General features: G+C 34.2%; 20 protein-coding genes and 1 pseudogene. 9 read left to right on the top strand and 12 right to left on the bottom strand.

Translation table 11 applies throughout. The features are described from left to right. Window positions 1–58 precede the first annotated feature (58 nt). Window positions 59–193, bottom strand: coding sequence for an RAxF-45 family protein (locus FS802_RS31275; RefSeq protein ID WP_282914464.1), 135 nt, complete (start codon window positions 191–193; stop codon window positions 59–61). Window positions 194–614: 421 nt separating this feature from the next. On the opposite strand from FS802_RS31275, the gene FS802_RS28710 reads away from it, so the two are divergent. Both FS802_RS28710 and FS802_RS28705 read left to right on the top strand, forming a co-directional pair. Then, window positions 615–743 (top strand): hypothetical protein, encoded by a 129-nt coding sequence (locus FS802_RS28710; protein WP_002096919.1) that lies wholly within the window; start codon window positions 615–617, stop codon window positions 741–743. Between the two features lie 134 nt (window positions 744–877). Next, on the top strand, window positions 878–1,672 hold the full coding sequence (locus FS802_RS28705; protein ID WP_000381052.1) for a DUF4931 domain-containing protein: 795 nt from the start codon (window positions 878–880) through the stop codon (window positions 1,670–1,672). Window positions 1,673–1,683: 11 nt separating this feature from the next. Here FS802_RS28705 and FS802_RS28700 read toward each other — a convergent pair whose 3' ends face one another. Beyond that, the gene (locus FS802_RS28700; RefSeq protein ID WP_033657844.1) at window positions 1,684–2,217 is read right to left on the bottom strand and encodes a transglycosylase SLT domain-containing protein; all 534 of its coding nucleotides are present in this window, start codon (window positions 2,215–2,217) and stop codon (window positions 1,684–1,686) included. A gap of 250 nt (window positions 2,218–2,467) precedes the next feature. Between FS802_RS28700 and FS802_RS28695 the strand changes: the two genes are divergently transcribed. After that, window positions 2,468–4,117, top strand: coding sequence for a DUF2334 domain-containing protein (locus FS802_RS28695; protein ID WP_088106810.1), 1,650 nt, complete (start codon window positions 2,468–2,470; stop codon window positions 4,115–4,117). A 35-nt stretch (window positions 4,118–4,152) separates the two neighbouring features. On the opposite strand, the gene FS802_RS28690 is transcribed toward FS802_RS28695, so the two are convergent. From FS802_RS28690 to FS802_RS28665, 6 genes are all read right to left on the bottom strand, one after another. Then, complete coding sequence (locus FS802_RS28690; RefSeq protein ID WP_000532160.1) at window positions 4,153–5,658, bottom strand: DL-endopeptidase inhibitor IseA family protein; 1,506 nt, start codon at window positions 5,656–5,658, stop codon at window positions 4,153–4,155. Window positions 5,659–5,874: 216 nt separating this feature from the next. After that, window positions 5,875–6,672, bottom strand: coding sequence for a TatD family hydrolase (locus tag FS802_RS28685; protein WP_098708608.1), 798 nt, complete (start codon window positions 6,670–6,672; stop codon window positions 5,875–5,877). A gap of 744 nt (window positions 6,673–7,416) precedes the next feature. After that, complete coding sequence (locus FS802_RS28680) at window positions 7,417–7,773, bottom strand: YxeA family protein (protein WP_000728427.1); 357 nt, start codon at window positions 7,771–7,773, stop codon at window positions 7,417–7,419. A gap of 139 nt (window positions 7,774–7,912) precedes the next feature. Next, window positions 7,913–8,749, bottom strand: a complete 837-nt coding sequence (locus FS802_RS28675) for a YitT family protein (protein ID WP_000248056.1) — start codon at window positions 8,747–8,749, stop codon at window positions 7,913–7,915. A 117-nt stretch (window positions 8,750–8,866) separates the two neighbouring features. Continuing rightward, entirely contained in the window at window positions 8,867–9,196 is a 330-nt protein-coding gene (locus FS802_RS28670; RefSeq protein WP_098720803.1) for a PH domain-containing protein, read from the bottom strand. Between the two features lie 147 nt (window positions 9,197–9,343). After that, window positions 9,344–10,321: a LacI family DNA-binding transcriptional regulator gene (locus FS802_RS28665; RefSeq protein WP_070169279.1), complete on the bottom strand. Its 978-nt coding sequence runs from the start codon at window positions 10,319–10,321 to the stop codon at window positions 9,344–9,346. A 305-nt stretch (window positions 10,322–10,626) separates the two neighbouring features. Between FS802_RS28665 and FS802_RS28660 the strand changes: the two genes are divergently transcribed. Then, window positions 10,627–10,722, top strand: coding sequence for a DUF3948 family protein (locus FS802_RS28660; protein WP_001060007.1), 96 nt, complete (start codon window positions 10,627–10,629; stop codon window positions 10,720–10,722). Between the two features lie 73 nt (window positions 10,723–10,795). Here the strand turns inward: FS802_RS28660 and FS802_RS28655 are convergent, their stop codons facing one another. After that, complete coding sequence (locus FS802_RS28655; RefSeq protein ID WP_000277785.1) at window positions 10,796–11,401, bottom strand: lysophospholipid acyltransferase family protein; 606 nt, start codon at window positions 11,399–11,401, stop codon at window positions 10,796–10,798. A gap of 336 nt (window positions 11,402–11,737) precedes the next feature. On the opposite strand from FS802_RS28655, the gene FS802_RS28650 reads away from it, so the two are divergent. After that, a complete protein-coding gene (locus tag FS802_RS28650) occupies window positions 11,738–11,833 on the top strand; it encodes a DUF3948 family protein (RefSeq protein WP_001060007.1) in 96 nt (31 codons plus the stop codon). Window positions 11,834–11,893: 60 nt separating this feature from the next. On the opposite strand, the gene FS802_RS28645 is transcribed toward FS802_RS28650, so the two are convergent. Continuing rightward, entirely contained in the window at window positions 11,894–12,034 is a 141-nt protein-coding gene (locus FS802_RS28645) for a YrzO family protein (protein WP_000894064.1), read from the bottom strand. Window positions 12,035–12,055: 21 nt separating this feature from the next. Further along, the gene (locus tag FS802_RS28640; RefSeq protein ID WP_001225442.1) at window positions 12,056–13,024 is read right to left on the bottom strand and encodes a DMT family transporter; all 969 of its coding nucleotides are present in this window, start codon (window positions 13,022–13,024) and stop codon (window positions 12,056–12,058) included. Between the two features lie 128 nt (window positions 13,025–13,152). On the opposite strand from FS802_RS28640, the gene FS802_RS28635 reads away from it, so the two are divergent. Next, the gene (locus FS802_RS28635) at window positions 13,153–14,019 is read left to right on the top strand and encodes a LysR family transcriptional regulator (protein WP_000423062.1); all 867 of its coding nucleotides are present in this window, start codon (window positions 13,153–13,155) and stop codon (window positions 14,017–14,019) included. Window positions 14,020–14,446: 427 nt separating this feature from the next. After that, window positions 14,447–14,527, top strand: a pseudogene (locus tag FS802_RS28630) (DUF3948 family protein); the annotation flags it as partial. Window positions 14,528–14,592: 65 nt separating this feature from the next. On the opposite strand, the gene FS802_RS28625 reads toward FS802_RS28630, so the two are convergent. Further along, the gene (locus tag FS802_RS28625) at window positions 14,593–15,540 is read right to left on the bottom strand and encodes a helix-turn-helix transcriptional regulator (protein ID WP_000657105.1); all 948 of its coding nucleotides are present in this window, start codon (window positions 15,538–15,540) and stop codon (window positions 14,593–14,595) included. Between the two features lie 132 nt (window positions 15,541–15,672). On the opposite strand from FS802_RS28625, the gene modA reads away from it, so the two are divergent. Both modA and modB read left to right on the top strand, forming a co-directional pair. Next, window positions 15,673–16,479, top strand: coding sequence for a molybdate ABC transporter substrate-binding protein (gene modA / locus FS802_RS28620; RefSeq protein WP_001032227.1), 807 nt, complete (start codon window positions 15,673–15,675; stop codon window positions 16,477–16,479). 5 nt (window positions 16,480–16,484) lie between these two features. Further along, on the top strand, window positions 16,485–17,159 hold the full coding sequence (gene modB / locus FS802_RS28615; RefSeq protein WP_002096926.1) for a molybdate ABC transporter permease subunit: 675 nt from the start codon (window positions 16,485–16,487) through the stop codon (window positions 17,157–17,159). Window positions 17,160–17,367 lie beyond the last annotated feature (208 nt).

Here is a 17,367-nt window from a genome sequence, read left to right as displayed (position 1 = left end):
AAAAGGAAGCCAAATAGCTCCCTTTTCACACGTTTATTAAAAATGGGTGAAGAGATATCTATCGTTCAATAGCTACTATGCAATTGTTAAAAAAGGACAGACGTACCCCGTTAACAACTACATCATGAAAAATCGCACGACAAAAATAGATATAATCTAAAAATTTGGCACGTGCAGCTAAAGAACGTTTCATCTCATTCACCTCTTTCGTACGGAATTTAATACTTACTTCTTTATTATACTTTCCCATTTCATGTTTGAATAGTCATTTTTCTGAAAATAATGAAGATAGACTAAACATTTCAATAAGTGACATCAAATCTTACAAAACTGTTATGTTCACGTAATGGAAAGCGATAGTACGAAAAGATGCCTCCCTATACAATAAAGATGTAAACAAGAGAGCCAAACAAAAGGAGGAAACGATCATGATGAAAGAAATCGTAAAAGCAATCTTTGAGGTATTAGTGAACGGACAAGCAGTTGTAAAAGAACTAAATGAACTATAAAAAGGAGTGAAGGAATATGATGAACATGGTAAAAATGATTTTACATGCTCTAGTTGATGCAAAAGCAGTTAGCCAAGAATTAAACCAACAATAAAAAAGGGGTAAATGAATATGAAGAAAGCCATTATTGTAATCGCAAGTACAGCAATTGCCTTATACACAATAAAAAATAGAAAAAAGAAACATAATAAAAATGCTTTATATTATCCATACACATTATTAAAGAAAAAATAAAAGACAAGGTACCCTGTTGTAATGAGGATATCTTGTCTTTTATTTTTCCTATTCCTTTTAAAGGATTTCCTTCTCCTTTTCCCGAATGTATTAAGCGGGATTTTTACACATATTTTAAAGGGGCATATATACAAATGGATACACAACAACTATACTTTTTAAACGATATTGGCAAACAAAAACCAGAAAGCATTCGGAATAGAAGCGCTGCATGTCCTTTTTGTGACAGAGAAAACTTAACGGATATTTTAGCAACTGAGGGCTCAATTATTTGGTTAAAAAACAAATTTCCTACATTAAAAGATACATTTCAAACGGTGCTAATCGAAACAGATAATTGTGAAGACCATATTGCGACATATACAGAAGAACATATGAGATCGCTAATTCGTTTCTCCATTCAACATTGGTTAAACTTACAGAAGAATGAAGAATTCACATCTGTGATTTTATACAAAAATCACGGTCCATTCTCAGGCGGGAGTTTGCATCATGCACACATGCAGATTATCGGAATGAAATATGTAGACTATCTCGGTAACGTAGAACCGGACAACTTCCGAGGAGTCATTGTACAAAAAAACGAACGCATTGAACTCAATATTTCAGATCGTCCTATTATCGGTTTTACTGAATTTAATATCATTATTGCAGATATTGGATACATAGATGAACTGGCAAATTATATTCAGCAAACTGTACGTTACATACTGAAAGATTTCCATAAAGGATGTAGTAGTTATAACTTATTCTTCTATTACTTAAACGGAAAAATCATTTGTAAAGTTGTTCCTAGGTTCGTCGTTTCACCGTTATATGTAGGATATAAAATACCGCAAGTTTCTACAAAACTAGAAGAGGTAAAAATACAACTAGCGGCGTACTTCACGAGCGAAAAAGATGCAATTATTCATAAAAAAACAGAGTAGGTATAGAAAACCTACTCTTTGATTACACCTTTATTTCGATAGTACACATCTTCTAATCCGATGTTATACTTCATGTTATTATCCGTCCACTCTGGACCCAGATTACCTGGCCATCCAGATGTATTTGCTACATATTTTAGTAATGCAAAATCCGTCAAACCTTTTTGCACCCCGCGCTTATATCCTTTCATTAAATGCGGCATTGCAATTTGCGCATTTGCGCGCGGATCTTTCAACTCTTCATCAGTTAAATGATCTGGTGCAAGCCCACCGCCACGGTGCAATTGAAACAATCCGAATGAAGTTCCGTTATCTCCAACACTTCTTGGATTTAACCGACTTTCATGTTCGGCAATTGTAAGAGGTATCCATTCTGGAAGATTGACTTTCTTTGCTTCCTCTATAATAATTTGTTTCACCTGTTTTGCTTCTTCTGAGTCAACATAGCTTGTCTCATTCACTAACTTGCCCATTCCTTCAGACTTTCCTTGGAAATATAAGTACACCCCAAGAACAACTAAAAATCCTACAAAGAATTTCTTCACTACCACTACCTCTTTCTCCGCTGAAATTTGTCCCCTTTCAGCCTTCTTCCCTTTACAATTACCCACATTCTATCATTCTCTTACCCTTTTATCATAGCAAATAACTATATATATTATCATCATGCTTTAGACCGATTTTGTGAAAAAACAGCTGGTAAATACGTGCAAAAATGTAACTTTCATAGACTACAACGTATTTCTTGTATATAATTGTAAACTGAACTCTACATATAGAATAGGAGCAGACCAAATGAAAAAGTGCATAATACTCTTGTTCAGCATTTTACTACTTATCCCTATCCACACCTCTGCACAAACATCATCAAAACCAAAAGTACTTGTTTTATACAGTACAAAAGACGATAAAATTACAAATAACATTCAAATCCTTAATACTCAATTAGGACATTTTACAAACGATATAACTACGAAAAGTTTAAAAAAGGCTAATGAAATTACTAATTCATCTTCTTATACACATATTGTTTATATCGGTGAACAAAAAGAAGAGTTTCCTATTGAAACAAAGCAACTTCTAGAAAATTTCTCAGGCCCAGTATTAGTTTTAGGACAAAATGTTGAACAATTATCTAATCGCTTTTCTTTCATTACCCTAAAGGCTGATGATATACGAGTTAATAAAATCGAATATCCAAGCCATAAGCTTAAAAACACTTTAGAAGAGGAACGATTGATTCAATCTTTTGATACAAATGGAACTGTTCTTGCTAACGCTGTAAGTTCAAATAGCAAGAACCCACTAATCGTTCAGCATGAAACATCTTATTACGTGGCAACGCCACACCTCTTTGACTGGATGTCTCATTACGTTGGTGAAATGTTATTTTCTTACTTTGGACAAAAGCCAACGACAAATAAAGTAGAGGCTTATTTGCGTCTTGAGGACGTTCATCCGGCCGCAGATATAAATCAATTAAAAGAAATTGCTGAATTACTAAAAGAGAAAAAGATTCCTTACATGATCACTGTTATTCCTGTATATACAGATCCCGAGACAGGTAAAACACTGCATTTAAAAGATAAACCCGAACTAGTCGATCTTTTACGCTCTATGCAAGATGATGGTGCAGCAATTATTATGCATGGTTATACGCATCAATTTTATGATAGTGAAACTGGGGAAGGTTTTGAATTTTGGGACGTAAAAACAGATCAACCAATTCGTCAACCGAAGCATGAAAAACCAAAAACAAAAGATGACTTCCCTAATGTCGAAGCATATAATGCATATGTAAAAAAAGGGGAAGAGTTTGAAGAAAAGTATACGACTGATCATATTGAAAAAGGTATTCAAGAACTTGTAGATGCCAAACTATATCCTGTCGCATTTGAAGCACCTCATTACACGATGTCTCAAAAAGGATATGAAATATTATCAAGGTACTTTTCAACTTATGTAGGACAACTACAGTTAAGTGATACAACTTGGAAATCCATGCACTCACCATTCTATACAAGTACCCCATCATTTTTACACGGGATGAAATTAATGCCTGAAACAGTTGGCTTTATTGAAGAAGATAAGCCACAAGCTATTGCAAAGATGAAAGAACGTACTGTATCTGTTGCTAAATTATCCGATGGAGTTATTGGTGCATTCTATCATCCTTACTTAGGTGTGAAACCATTAAAAGAAGTATTAAAGGATCTAGAAAGCATTCCAAATATAGAATGGATTGATTTACAAAAAGAAACAAATGAAGTAAAAATGCAAGATATTCATATTACTACTAATAAAGACGGCATTCACGTTGAAAAACCAACAAGTGCAAGCGACGTAATGGACTATGTAAAACAATATGGATTCTTCCTTATACTTGGTTTCTTCATCATTGTCTTTCTATTGTTATTAAGACGTGCGAAAAAATTAGAATCCTAAAATAAAACCACCAAGCATCTTGCTTGGTGGTTTTTTTAACTTAAACCAAAACGCGGCATATTATTAATAACCCATTGATTATTTTCATAAATAAATTCAACTTCTACTTTTTCTGTTACATTATCATAGTCATTATACGTTTCTACCTGCGCTTTTATTTTTCCAACCTTTAGCTCGGCAGAAATAATTTTTGTGAATTTAGTTGCTGCTTTTGATCCTGGATCTCCAATAACATAGTGCATTTTCCCATTTAATTCTTTAAGGTACTTACTCTTCATATACTCTGCTATAAATGGTTTTGAGAAGTACGTAGATAGCGTGGCCTCTAAAGTGTCCTTCGTATTATAAGCAGGATTCACTAATTCCCCGTACGAAAAATCCCCTACTCGTTTTGGGTTTCCTGTTAGTGCAGCCATTTGAATATTAGTAAGTTCCTTCTGTGCATTCCATACTTTCTGTAACATAACCTCATCTACTAGCTTCTTATCTTTTACTTCATTTGATTTCTTTGTATCTAGATTTAAAATAGTTCCATTATCCGTATAAAGATACATATCTCCTGCTACAAAATATAAATAGGATTTAGTTGGTTCAACCGCTTTATTATAAATTACTTTTTCATTTCCGCCATTCATTTTCTTCTTATATACTCCATCCTTTTTTAAATAATAAAAGGTATCCCCTTTCACATTCATCTGCAAGGCATCCTTTACTAATAGCTTTTCATTATTTTGTTGAATGTCTATTTCATATATGCCATGCTCAGCTTCATTTGTTTCAAAAGGTAACGAAAAGTCGACAACAGCATATAATTTTTCATTATTATAAGTAGCACTAGATATTGTTGCATAATTTTCTTTTGACCAAGTTTTATTATCTTTTGTCACTTGTGTTCCACGATTTTTATTCCAATGTAAAATACTATCGTCTATCGTTTGAGACCAACCTGAGTTTTTAAATGCCGCTTCTTCTTCCTGCCCCGTTTTCAAATCCATTTTTACTATCCCTACAATATCAAAACCACCATGCTCAGAATATTTTTTCGGATAAAATAAAGTTTGGTCTTTTATATAAACATAATTTGTATCCGCTTTTAAAGTGTCTAGCTTTTTGTTAGCTATATCATACTTCATTAAAGAAGATAATCCCGCATTCTTATCTTCATCCGTATGAATAAAATATAAAGCTTTGTTTTTTATATTTATGTAAGAAGCATTTACACCTTCCACTACACGTTCCGAAGTCTGAAATTGATCTTTCGTACGATAAATGCCTCCTGTATTTTTATTACCATTTACTGCATAGTAAACCCATCCATCACTCTCTGCCATCTTCCCTTTATTAGAACTGTTTCCAACCGTATTCCCATTTTCCTCATTTTCTTTCATCTGTTTTTCAACTACTGGATCAATTTGTTCTTCCTTCTTTTCCTGTGTTGTGTTTGGGTTTATAACCTTTTTTTCTGCCTCACACCCAAACACTACAAGTGAAAGTGCACCGACCATCATTGTAATAGCCATTTTTTTATACGCTCTCCCCATTTTCTTCCCCTACTTTCTTCATCAAATTAAACACATCATAAATTATAGAAAATATTAGAAAAAATATCCATAATAAAAAGGATAAGAGTAACTCTCCTATCCTTTCAAATAAAATGAAACTTTAATCAGCGGGGGTTTTGTCCATCCCCCACTGATTATCAGCCCTCACCAATCGGGTTTTTACGGGCAGTTGATTTCCCACCTAACTCCTCCGCATTAGTCGAATTTTGAGGTGGGAGTCTTACTGCTCGTTAATGCGGGGTAAAATTGAATCGTATTTTCATATATCGTTTTCGCAACCTTATCAACAGATATATTTTTTATAACACTAATTTCCTTTAATACCTCTCGAATCATTCTCGGATGCATCATAACGTCCTCGTGAAATTCCCACGGCCCATCTGTTTCTACCATCATATATTCAAGTGGATAATACGAAACAACTTTTCTAATCTTCTCCTTATATAAAACATCTGGTGTGATAGAAATATAATAACCGTTCCTCATCATCCGTTTCATTGTTGTTTCACTTCCTTTAAACCAATGAAAGTGTACACGTGAAACTTTATATTTCTCCAGTAAATCACATACAATATCAGCATCTTCATACACTGCATGCAATATAATTGGTAAATCATATTTACTAGCTAGTTCAACAAACCGTTGCAACACTGATATATATGAATTGACAGTAATGCGCTCATCTTCTTTTCTTAAATAATACGGTAAGCCTACTTCACCAATCGCAACTATGTCTTCTACATGCTCTTCAATTAATTTATAAATTTGCTCACATTCTTCTTTATGAATCGGTTGCTCCGGATGAAAACCTATTGCTGGATGTACAAAAGGATATCGCTTTGCTAAAGATAAAGTTTCTTTACATGATTGATAATTCATAGATACCGCGATAAGCCCCTGTATCTCTTTACTATGTTCCACATCTTTAAGTAATCTACTTTTTTCTTCATCCTTATATTGGTCAACATGTATATGACTATCAATCCATTTCATCTTTATTCCCCCATAAAAAAAACAAGAAAGGATCTCCCTTCTTGTTTTATCATCTATATTATTTAACAATTAAGTTTGTTATGATATCAAATAATCCAATACATACTACGGCAACAGTAAAGTAGCTACAGAAATCTTTAATTGGAAACTTCACTACTTCTTCTTTACGCATCCCAGTTTTCTCCCTTCTTACTACATCCCTAATTATTTTATCTATTTGTATCTATTATGCAAAAAATATGACAAATTTACTATCGAATTAACTTACGTAAACCTTACAATGTTGTAAGGTTTATAAAAAGAGCCTCATCTAAATACAGATGAGGGCTATTAAAAAGTAGTTGGTTTTTCATTCTTCATTAATATTACAAACAGAAAGTAATACAGTGAGACTTTCTAATTACACTATATGAAATTCACTATCTTTTAACCATCGAATTACATTACAGAAGACTTACATGTTTGTAAGCTATGTGTAATGTAATTCGATAGTTTCTCTTACCTACATCTCGTACAATAAAGTTAGAAAGCAAGCCAAATAAGAAGAACACTCACATAACCAAATTATATTGCTAGTAGCTACTCTTCTTATACCTTTCACTCATGCTACTACAATGTACCCCCTTCCCCTTTATATAATAAAGAAAGCCTTAGTCCATATGGACTAAGGCTTTCTTACACATTTCAAAATACCCCTACCTAGTATTTTTATTTTCGACAAAAAATAGGTGGGGGTATAATTCGCTATCTCATCGCTAAAAGTTTACTCTTCGCATTAATAGGAATATTTACAGCTTCAATTTCTTCAATTGCCTCGCCATAGCGTCCTTTTGCATACACCTTTAACGCTTCATCTCTCTTTAACATATGCTTAACAGTCTTCTTTATTTTTTGTTCTCTTCCACGTTCGTCAAACGCAATAAATTCATATTCATACCACTCATCACCAATATGCTGACCAATTGTATTCACGACCGTATAGTATTCTTTCGTCTTATAAAGTGGATTATATTTATCGATAACTGGTCCAAGTTTCGTAGGCAGTAACATTACTACTATCACTATCATCGCTATTATAGTAGTGATCATTTTTTTCTTCATAATCAATCTTCCTCCTCTGCAGGATATATATACATCCATTTTAAAAAGAAGGAATAAAATCTACTATTGAATCTCATTACATTACACTTACATTTTTGTAAGAATTAAAAAAAGGTGAACGAATTTACTCGTTCACCTTTTAGCTCGCTTTAAAGCCACCGCCAAGTACATCACGTACATCATGAATAACAACGAAAGCATCTTCATCTACTCGACTAATAACCTGCTTTAACTTAACAAGCTCTTGTTTATTTATAACAACATATAACACTTCTTTATTTTTACCAGTATATCCGCCGCGTCCTTCTAATACAGTGACACCGCGTGTCATGTTTTTCGTAATAGTTTCACGTATTAAATCTGGTTGATTTGAGATGATTGTAACAGCTGTTTTTGTATCCATTCCTTCTACAATGAAATCAATCACTTTCGCTCCGATAAATACTGCAACAAGTGTGTACATTGCTTTTTCTTGTCCTATGATAAATACTGAACCTGCAATTACAACAATATCAATAATAAGTACGCCTTTACCAACGCTCCACCCTAAATATTGATTTGCTAACTGAGCTAAAATTGCCGATCCTCCTGATGTACCTCCAGCTTTGAACATACAGCCTAATCCGACACCGACAAATAAGCCAGCGAATAGAGCCGCTAATAACGTATCACTATTTACATGATACTCAATATGTTCCGTAACATATAAAAACAAGGATGTTTCTACAATCCCTAAAATTGTATAAACCATCGTTTTTTTATCAAAAAATTTATAACCAATAGCTAGTAAGATTGCATTTATAGCAAAGTTCACAATTCCCGGCGACCAATCAAATAAATAGTACGTAACAACCGTTACACCAATAATTCCACCCTCTGATAAACGGTTTGGAATTGCAAAGTAATTAATACCAATTGCGAATAATAATGAACCAATTGTAATTAGTGTTATTTCCTTTATACGTTGATTAACCATAGTTCATACCTCCCCCCATTTGACATTGTATCACTATCTCCTAGAGGTTTAGAAGTTGTTTTTATTGCGCATTTTTACTCTTAAAGATCGGGATATTATGTTTAAACAAAGGGGTGATTAATTATTCATATTCGCTCTAACTGTACGGACAAATCGCTCCACATTCCCCTTCTGAATATACTTAGCTCGAATGGTTTCATGATTACAAGTACATTCGAACTGCGGACGAAAATCTATGCTATCTATATGCAAATATGAATAATCTTTAAATGTTGCAGGATAGTATGGAAACTTTCCATAAAAGAGAAGACGTCTAGTAGTAGCAGCAAAAATCCCATGTTGATACGATAGCGTAAAATTATCCTTCTCAAATATCCCTACAACAAAAGCCAAAATCTTTTCATCATCTTCTATATACTTTTTCATACTCAATAAAAGTTCATTCATGCATATCCCTCCAAATACTATTCTTGAAAAGAATCCATGGATTATTACAGACCGGTGTAACTCCTTTATAAAGTATGAAACGCGTTTCCTGTCAAAGATATTTCAAAAAAACAATCCGTTATGTGATTTACACATAACGGATTGAAGCTAAACGGTAGAGCGTTCCACAAGTTCATATGGAATTTCCACCTTTTCTTGTTTAGAACTTTCATCACGTATTTGCCTGTAAAACATTTCAAAGGCCTTTTTACCTATTTCCTTTAAATTTTGATCAATGGTTGTAAGTTGTAACACTTGCGAAATAGGTTGATTATCAAAGCCAATAATCGCTAAATCCTCAGGAACTTGAATACCTAATTTTTCAGCTTCTGTCATAACCCCAATCGCAACTTCATCTCCTGCTACTATTAATGCTTCAGGAAGATGCTGCATCCCCTTTAATTTATGAGCCACTTTCACACCATCTTCTAATGTAAAACATTCTGTGAAAATCCATTCTTCATTCAATTCTTCATCTATAGATTGCAATTGCTGTTTATAAACATCAAAACGTTTTTGACTACTCGGACCTAATTTCCTTCCCGTACAATAACCAATTTTTTTATAACTTTTCTTAATCAAATAATCCATTCCTAATTGAAAAGCTGCCGAATGATTCGTATATACACTTGAGATATTTGAAATATCATTATCTTCACAAGCAACGATCGTCCCATAGGAAGCATACGGCTCTATCGTTTCCCAATCATTCGCACGAGAACAAATAATAAGGCCATCCAATTGTTTTGTTTTTAACATATGTAAACTTTTCATTTCTTCTTTTTTATTATAATTCGTTTGGCAAAGTAGCACTCTGTAATTATGAGCTAACGCCACCTCCATCATCCCGCCCACCATCGCATCAAAACATGGATGATTAATATACGGTAAAATTACACCAACAATATTCGTTTTCCCTTTTGATAAATGAACAGCATTTGCGTTTTGTGAGTAATTCAACTTCTCAACTATCTCCATAACCGCTTTCCTTTTTTCTTCACTTACATATGGGTGATCATTCAACACTCTCGAAACAGTTGTAACTGAAACTCCCGCCATCTTTGCAATATCTTTAATATTGGCCATACACTCACCTCTACTTTTAACTTAATGAATTCCACGAACATATGTCAAACTTTCTCATCATTACACCTTTATTCGTTTTTCTTACAAAAGTGTAATTTTCCTGTAAGCTAATTCGATAGTTACTCTCCTCAATATTTCATACAATTAAGTCAGAAACAGGACAACAACTATTCGAAAAGGAGCGGATTCATATGATGAACAAAATAAAATCAAACAATTTTTTAAATACAATGGGCATGGTATTTTCTGCTCTAATCGATGCTAAAGCTGTTGCTTCCACATTAAACAAGTAAGGAGAATTCATTATGAACAATATCACTTTTAACAAATTAGATTTTTTAGGACTAGCTAGCGGCTCTCTTCTTCTTACTGCTTTTATTTACGCCGCTACGCTTGTATAACTTTTGTGTCCCCTTTCCCCTTTATTATAAATAGTAATAAAAAAGACGACCGTCTATGCCCGGTCGTCTTTTCTTACTTTTGATTTGATTGCAAAGTTTCCTTTAGCTCATCAAACTTTTCATTTAATTGATCTGTCATCATTTTCATAGCTGTCTTTCGATCTATTTGTTCTTCAGCATCAATTTGAATTGGGTCTCCAAAAATCAATTGCGCCTTTTTCCCTTTTATTAATTCTTTTATACTTGATGGACCAACATAAGCTGCCGGTACTAACGGAACGTTAGAACGCAGAGCAATCGTAACAGCCCCAGCTTTTAATGAAACGTCTTCTGTTGATCGTGTTCCACTTGGGAAAATCCCTACTACTTTCCCTTCTTTTAATAGGCGTGATGGAATTTTAAGTGTACTCGGTCCTGGATTCGCACGATCTACAGGGAATGCATTCACATTTTTAAAGAACCAATTTTTGAACTTCCCTTCAAATAACTCTTTTTTTGCCATGTAATGAATTTGGGTCGGGTACATCCCTGTAGCTAACATTAATACATCCATAAAACTTGTATGTGTACATGCAACAACATATGGGCCACCTTCTGGTAACTTTTCTCTTCCTTGCACTTCTACTTTCCCAGCTGTTTTAAATATATATTTCAACAAAAATGTAATTGGTTTATACATTTGTTTCGTTCCTTTCTGAATATCCGAATTATAATCATTCTCTTACAACGATTATAACACTAAGTTTTAGGAGTTGGTAATAATTTTAAGTATTAATTGTTACATTTCAATTCTTACAAAAGTGTAATTTTCTTGTAAGCTAATTCGATAGTTACTTCCCCAAATATTTCATACAATTAAGTCAGAAAGAAACAACAACTATTCGAAAAGGAGCGGATTCATATGATGAACACGATGAAAACGAACAATTTTTTAAATACAATGGGCATGGTATTTTCCGCTCTAATCGATGCAAAATCTGTTGCTTCCACATTAAACAAGTAAGGAGAATTCATCATGAATAACATCACTTTTAACAAATTAGATTTTTTAGGATTAGCTAGCGGCTCTCTTCTTCTTACTGCTTTTATTTACGCTGCTACGCTTGTATAACTTTGTGTCCCCTTTCCCCTTTATATAGAAAAAGACGACCGTCTATGCCCGGTCGTCTTTTTACATTTTTCTTTCTTTCAATTCTTTTAAAAGCTGTATCAGCTCAGCTTGTTGTTTTATCTTTTTACGACCATTTCGGTTAATTGCTGCAAGCTCGCAGGCAACTCCGACGGCGAAGAAAAACAATAAACTTTCTAACATGTGAAATCCTCCAATTGCTTATTAAACAGCTTGACGTAATTGCTCTTCTTGTAAACTTCGCTTGTTTATATTTTCTTCTTTTCTCTGACAAACGTTATTGCGAATAAGTGCTGCAATAACAAGTAAAGTCCCTATAATATCAAACATTGTTATTCGATATCCTTGCATCATCATAATAACTAAAGTCGTGATTGGTACAAAATTAATAAATAAAATCCCATTAATGGACGATAAAATTTTCACACCATAGTTCCAAGCAAGTAACGCTACGATACCTGGTAATGTCATCATAAACAATAAATCATATTTCACGATAGAAATCGTTCCCATACTCGGAACCGATACGTATCCAAACGATGTAATGATTACAGTTATAATCCCTGTGACAGTCGTACCAAATACACACGTCAACGTAGAATAACGTAATGTTGACCAATCGCTACACGTTTGACCACCCATCGTATAAATAACCCAACCTACAACACCAACAAATATAAAGGCCAGTGAAAACATGTTATCTTTCAATGTTAAAAAGAAACTCATATCACCTTTCGTAATAACGAATACAGCTCCTACAAAGGCGATAATCATGCTCGTTATCATATACTTTTTCGGTTTTACATGCTTATATCCCCATAGAATACAAATAGAAATCATCGGCATCAGTGCTTCCATAATAGAAGCAACCATCACGCCTGATTTCCCCATTAACATTTGACCTAAAAATATAAGTACATTATATACAGTAAACGCCATCGTTCCGAAAAAGACGAGTAACTTTCCTCTTCCCTCTAAACGAAATGCCTGTTTTCCTTCTTTCATTAACAACAATACAATAAGTACGATCGCCACCGCTCCATAGCGAATGAGCGAAAAATAAAATGGATCTATGTATTCTAGCGCATGATCAGCAACCGGAAACATTGCCCCCCATGACATACTTGCAATTAAACATGCTAAAGCCCCTATTATCATTTGACCTTTTCTCAACACAATTCCCCCGCTTCTTTCTATTTGCACAAAGAGAATTGTAAAAGAAAAAATATATCACGTAAAATGATTCAAAATGATGTTAACTATCACTTATAATGATAGTTAACATCAAGGAGGATCATACTATGGAATTAAGAGACTTACAAATCTTCCAAAGCGTTGCCGACCGCGGTAGTGTAAGCGGTGCAGCAAAGGAATTAAACTACGTACAATCAAATGTAACTGCACGTATTAAACAACTGGAAAACGAGCTAAAAACACCGCTCTTTTATCGTCATAAACGAGGCATGACTCTCACAGCTGAAGGAAGAAAAATGCTCGTTTATGTTAATAAAATTTTGCAAGATGTTGACGAGCTAAAACAAGTATTTTTAGATAGTGAAACTCCCTCTGGCATATTAAAAATCGGTACAGTCGAAACAGTAAGTACATTACCTACCATTTTATCTTCTTACTATAAACGCTATCCGAATGTCGATTTATCATTACAAGCGGGTCTAACAGAAGCATTGATTAGAGAAGTACTTGATCATCAATTAGATGGCGCCTTTATATCAGGGCCTATTAAACATCCACTAATTGAACAATACGATGTTAGTACAGAAAAATTAATGCTTGTAACACAAAATAAAGCTTTTCATATAGAAGAATTTACAACAACGCCCCTACTCGTTTTTAACCAAGGATGTGGATACCGTTCCAAACTAGAACGATGGCTTAAAGATGAAGGTTTGCTCCCAAAAAGAATTATGGAATTTAATATATTAGAGACAATATTAAACAGTGTTGCACTCGGCCTTGGAATTACACTCGTACCACAGTCTGCTGTCCATCATCTTTCTAAAGCAGGTAAAGTACATTGTCATGCAATTCCTGAAAAATACGGTAGTATTTCAACAGTTTTCATACGCCGTAAAGATAGCTACATGACGAATTCAATGCGCAGCTTCTTAAAAACAATTGAAGAGCATCATCATATCAATATGCTTTAACGGACATTCTTACATGAATGTCTTTTTTTCTTACACAAATGTAAGTCTCCCGTAAGCTAATTCGATAGTTGCGGGCCATCATATTTCCTATAATTAAGACATAAAGCAGGGCAACAACAATTCGAAAAGGAGCGGATACGCATGATGAGCAAAATGAAATCAAACAAATTTTTAAATACAATGGGCATGGTGCTATCCGCACTTGTCGATGCAAAAGCCGTCGCAACTACATTAAACAAATAAGGAAAGATTATAATGAACAACATTACTTTCAACAAATCAGACTTTTCCCCGCATTAACGGGCAGTACGACTCCCACTTCAAAATTCAACGAAATCAAAGAAGTTAGGTTTGGGATCAACTGCCCGTAAAAGCCCGATTGGTGAAGGCTAATAATCAGCGAGGGATACCCCGCCCTCACTGATTAAAGTTTCACTTTATCGGACTTGCAAGTGGAGCTACTCTTCTTACGGCCTTCATTTATACACTTGCTCAAGGTCTTGTTTAATACTTTGTTTCCCCAAACCCCTTTATATATAAAAAAAGCTGCTCGTCTTATAGACAAGCAGCTTTTTAGTTTGTTTCATATATAATTTGGCCTGTTTTCGTCATATCGTATCCGCCAATCGCTTTTAATTCATTATGAAATTCTTCCGATTGCAGAATATCTTTCACGACTTCGATCAGCTCTTCATTTTCTTTATTCTTCAAAATCACTAAATCATACTGTTCTTTCATGATTGGAATAAAGTCTACATTTACAATCTGTGAAAACTTTTCTGAACCTACTCCTACGTCAGCTTTTCCATTTGCGACTTGCGTGGCAACACCAAGATGATTCGACTCTTCCCATTCATATCCACTAATACGCTCTTTATTTAATTTTTGAATGCGCAATTGTTCATCCACTAACACCCTAATGCCAGAACCTTTTTCTCGATTTACAAATCGTATAGATGATTGAGATAAATCAGCCCATGTTTTTATATTTTTTGGATTTCCCTTTTGCACATAAAACCCAACGTTTCTTGCTAATAAATTAATCATCGTACATGGTTGTCCAACTAAAATACGTTTTACATACGGAACATTATATGTACCTGTTTCTCCATCAAACAAATGCAGACTAACGATACTTCCTTCTCCTTGATACATTTTTACTAAACTCGTTAAACTACCTTGATATGCCCTTAATATATTTGAACTTGGCAAGCGATTTTCTATACGTTTTGCCAACATATCTAACGTTAGTTCTTGTCCGCTAATAATACATGTATTCAAGCCTCTACTATCTTCGCTCTTTACAGGAGTACCTTGTATTTTCCCTGTTTTCATTTGCTTTATATATTGTTCTAAATCCGTTGCATCAATGCGCATCTGTCTACCAATTCTATAAGAAGGCAGTTCTCCTTTTTTAATTAAATCGTATACAGTTAATTTTGATACTTTTAATCGCTTCGCTACTTCTTCCGTTGTGTAGGAATGATGATCCATAGACGATTCCTCACTTTCTTCCTTCATTGTAACAAAGAAAAGAATATTTCTCCTATATTAAAAACAACTACATCGTTCAAATTATATTCAATTATAACTAGTTATATCTAGTTATAATTAGTTATAATTAATTATGTCAAAACGAAAGGGGATTTTTTTATGAACAAGTTTACATTACGATCCATCGGGGCACTTATACTTTCTTTTCTTCTTATATTTAGTGCTGCATGTACAAGCGGAGATAAGAAAGAGAAATCAACTGCTAAAGAAGGAAAAGCAGTAGAACTTACTATATCAGCTGCTGCAAGCTTACAAGATGCACTAAAAGAAATTGAAACAAAATATAAAGAAAAAGAACCTAATATTAAACTTTCTTTTAACTTCGGTGCTTCTGGTGCACTTCAACAACAAATTGAACAAGGCGCGCCTGCTGATTTATTCTTCTCAGCAGCCGAAGATAAATTCCAAACCCTTGTTAAAAAAGGATTTATTAATGAAAAAGAAGGGAAAAATCTTCTTGGAAATGAACTCGTTCTAGTTGTCCCAAAAGATAGTTCTCTTACAAAAATTCAAGATTTAAAAGATGAAAAAATTAAGAAAATCGCACTTGGTACACCTGAATCAGTACCTGCGGGAAAATACGCAAAGGCTTCTCTCACACATGAAAATCTATGGAATGACATTCAAAATAAAATCGTATTTACAAAAGATGTTCGCCAAGTGTTAACATATGTAGAAACAGGTAATGTCGATGCTGGTATTGTATACAAAACCGATGCTCTTATTTCAAACAAAGTAAAGATTGGCGAGACAGCAGCAGCTACTTCGCATGAGCCAATCCACTATCCTTTAGGTGTTATAAAGGAATCTAAGCATAAGAAAGAGGCGACTTCATTTTATGAGTATTTGCAGTCAAAAGATGCACAATCTATCTTTAAGAAATATGGATTTACAGTCCTGTCATAATTGCCATGAGCTTTGATGCCATTTTGTCACCAATCTTTCTATCTTTACGAGTAGCTGCATGCGCCACCATTATCGTTACAATTTTAGGGACGATTATCGGGCGAGCGCTAGCACGCTCCTCATGGAGATATAAAATAATATTAGAAACTATTTTCTTATTACCAATGGTACTTCCACCAACTGTAATCGGCTTTTTTCTCATTATCATTTTTGGAAATAATAGTCCCATTGGAACATGGATAGAATCAATATTTCAGCAGTCCATGATGTTCACATCTACTGCTGCAATCATCGCTTCTACAGTTGTTGCATTTCCGCTCATGTACCAATCAGCAAAAACAGGGTTTTCTATTGCGAATGTACAAATTGAGGAAAGTGCTCGTGACCTTGGTGCGAGTGAATATCAAGTTTTTCTACACGTCACACTTCCGCTTGCATTTCCTGCATTACTAAGTGGAATGATTTTGAGCTTTGTTCGTGCACTAGGGGAATTTGGTGCTACACTCATGTTTGCTGGGAACATTCCTGGTAAAACACAGACAATCCCAACTGCAATTTATATGGCGATTGATGCAAGTAATATGCAGCTCGCCTGGACACTTGTAGTTATCACTATTAGTATGTCACTCCTATTTCTGCTATGTATTCAGCTTATTAATAAAAGAATTACTAACCCTTAAAGCAGCTTTTTTCGAAGCTGCTTCTTTATTTCTCAGGAAATAAAATATACCGTCGAGAAATAACTGAATTTTACCTTTTATTAAAATATACATTTTATTTGAATTCACTTTCTAAAATAGGCAATTTCCTGTTATTATATGGAGGTGTTTCAAAAAATGAAGAAATGAAAACGCATTTATATCGTGAATTCTTCATCCTGTTTTAGCG

The organism is Bacillus sp. DE0042 (genome assembly GCF_007680225.1).
Lineage (GTDB): Bacteria > Bacillota > Bacilli > Bacillales > Bacillaceae_G > Bacillus_A > Bacillus_A wiedmannii.
The sequence above is the reverse complement of the archived record's forward strand: the minus strand, read 5'-3'. Positions and strand labels throughout refer to the sequence as shown.

Bases quoted from the DNA above. Each gene is read 5' to 3' on its own strand.
- modB (WP_002096926.1), top strand. From the start codon at position 16,485: ATGAGCTTTGATGCCATTTTGTCACCAATCTTTCTATCTTTACGAGTA.
- FS802_RS28685 (WP_098708608.1), bottom strand. From the start codon at position 6,672: ATGAAATGGATTGATAGTCATATACATGTTGACCAATATAAGGATGAA.
- FS802_RS28710 (WP_002096919.1), top strand. From the start codon at position 615: ATGAATATGAAGAAAGCCATTATTGTAATCGCAAGTACAGCAATTGCC.
- FS802_RS28655 (WP_000277785.1), bottom strand. From the start codon at position 11,401: ATGTATAAACCAATTACATTTTTGTTGAAATATATATTTAAAACAGCT.
- FS802_RS28635 (WP_000423062.1), top strand. From the start codon at position 13,153: ATGGAATTAAGAGACTTACAAATCTTCCAAAGCGTTGCCGACCGCGGT.
- FS802_RS28660 (WP_001060007.1), top strand. From the start codon at position 10,627: ATGAACAATATCACTTTTAACAAATTAGATTTTTTAGGACTAGCTAGC.
- FS802_RS28675 (WP_000248056.1), bottom strand. From the start codon at position 8,749: ATGGTTAATCAACGTATAAAGGAAATAACACTAATTACAATTGGTTCA.
- FS802_RS28665 (WP_070169279.1), bottom strand. From the start codon at position 10,321: ATGGCCAATATTAAAGATATTGCAAAGATGGCGGGAGTTTCAGTTACA.
- FS802_RS28695 (WP_088106810.1), top strand. From the start codon at position 2,468: ATGAAAAAGTGCATAATACTCTTGTTCAGCATTTTACTACTTATCCCT.
- FS802_RS31275 (WP_282914464.1), bottom strand. From the start codon at position 193: ATGAAACGTTCTTTAGCTGCACGTGCCAAATTTTTAGATTATATCTAT.
- FS802_RS28680 (WP_000728427.1), bottom strand. From the start codon at position 7,773: ATGAAGAAAAAAATGATCACTACTATAATAGCGATGATAGTGATAGTA.
- FS802_RS28705 (WP_000381052.1), top strand. From the start codon at position 878: ATGGATACACAACAACTATACTTTTTAAACGATATTGGCAAACAAAAA.
- modA (WP_001032227.1), top strand. From the start codon at position 15,673: ATGAACAAGTTTACATTACGATCCATCGGGGCACTTATACTTTCTTTT.
- FS802_RS28650 (WP_001060007.1), top strand. From the start codon at position 11,738: ATGAATAACATCACTTTTAACAAATTAGATTTTTTAGGATTAGCTAGC.
- FS802_RS28625 (WP_000657105.1), bottom strand. From the start codon at position 15,540: ATGAAGGAAGAAAGTGAGGAATCGTCTATGGATCATCATTCCTACACA.
- FS802_RS28645 (WP_000894064.1), bottom strand. From the start codon at position 12,034: ATGTTAGAAAGTTTATTGTTTTTCTTCGCCGTCGGAGTTGCCTGCGAG.
- FS802_RS28690 (WP_000532160.1), bottom strand. From the start codon at position 5,658: ATGGGGAGAGCGTATAAAAAAATGGCTATTACAATGATGGTCGGTGCA.
- FS802_RS28670 (WP_098720803.1), bottom strand. From the start codon at position 9,196: ATGAATGAACTTTTATTGAGTATGAAAAAGTATATAGAAGATGATGAA.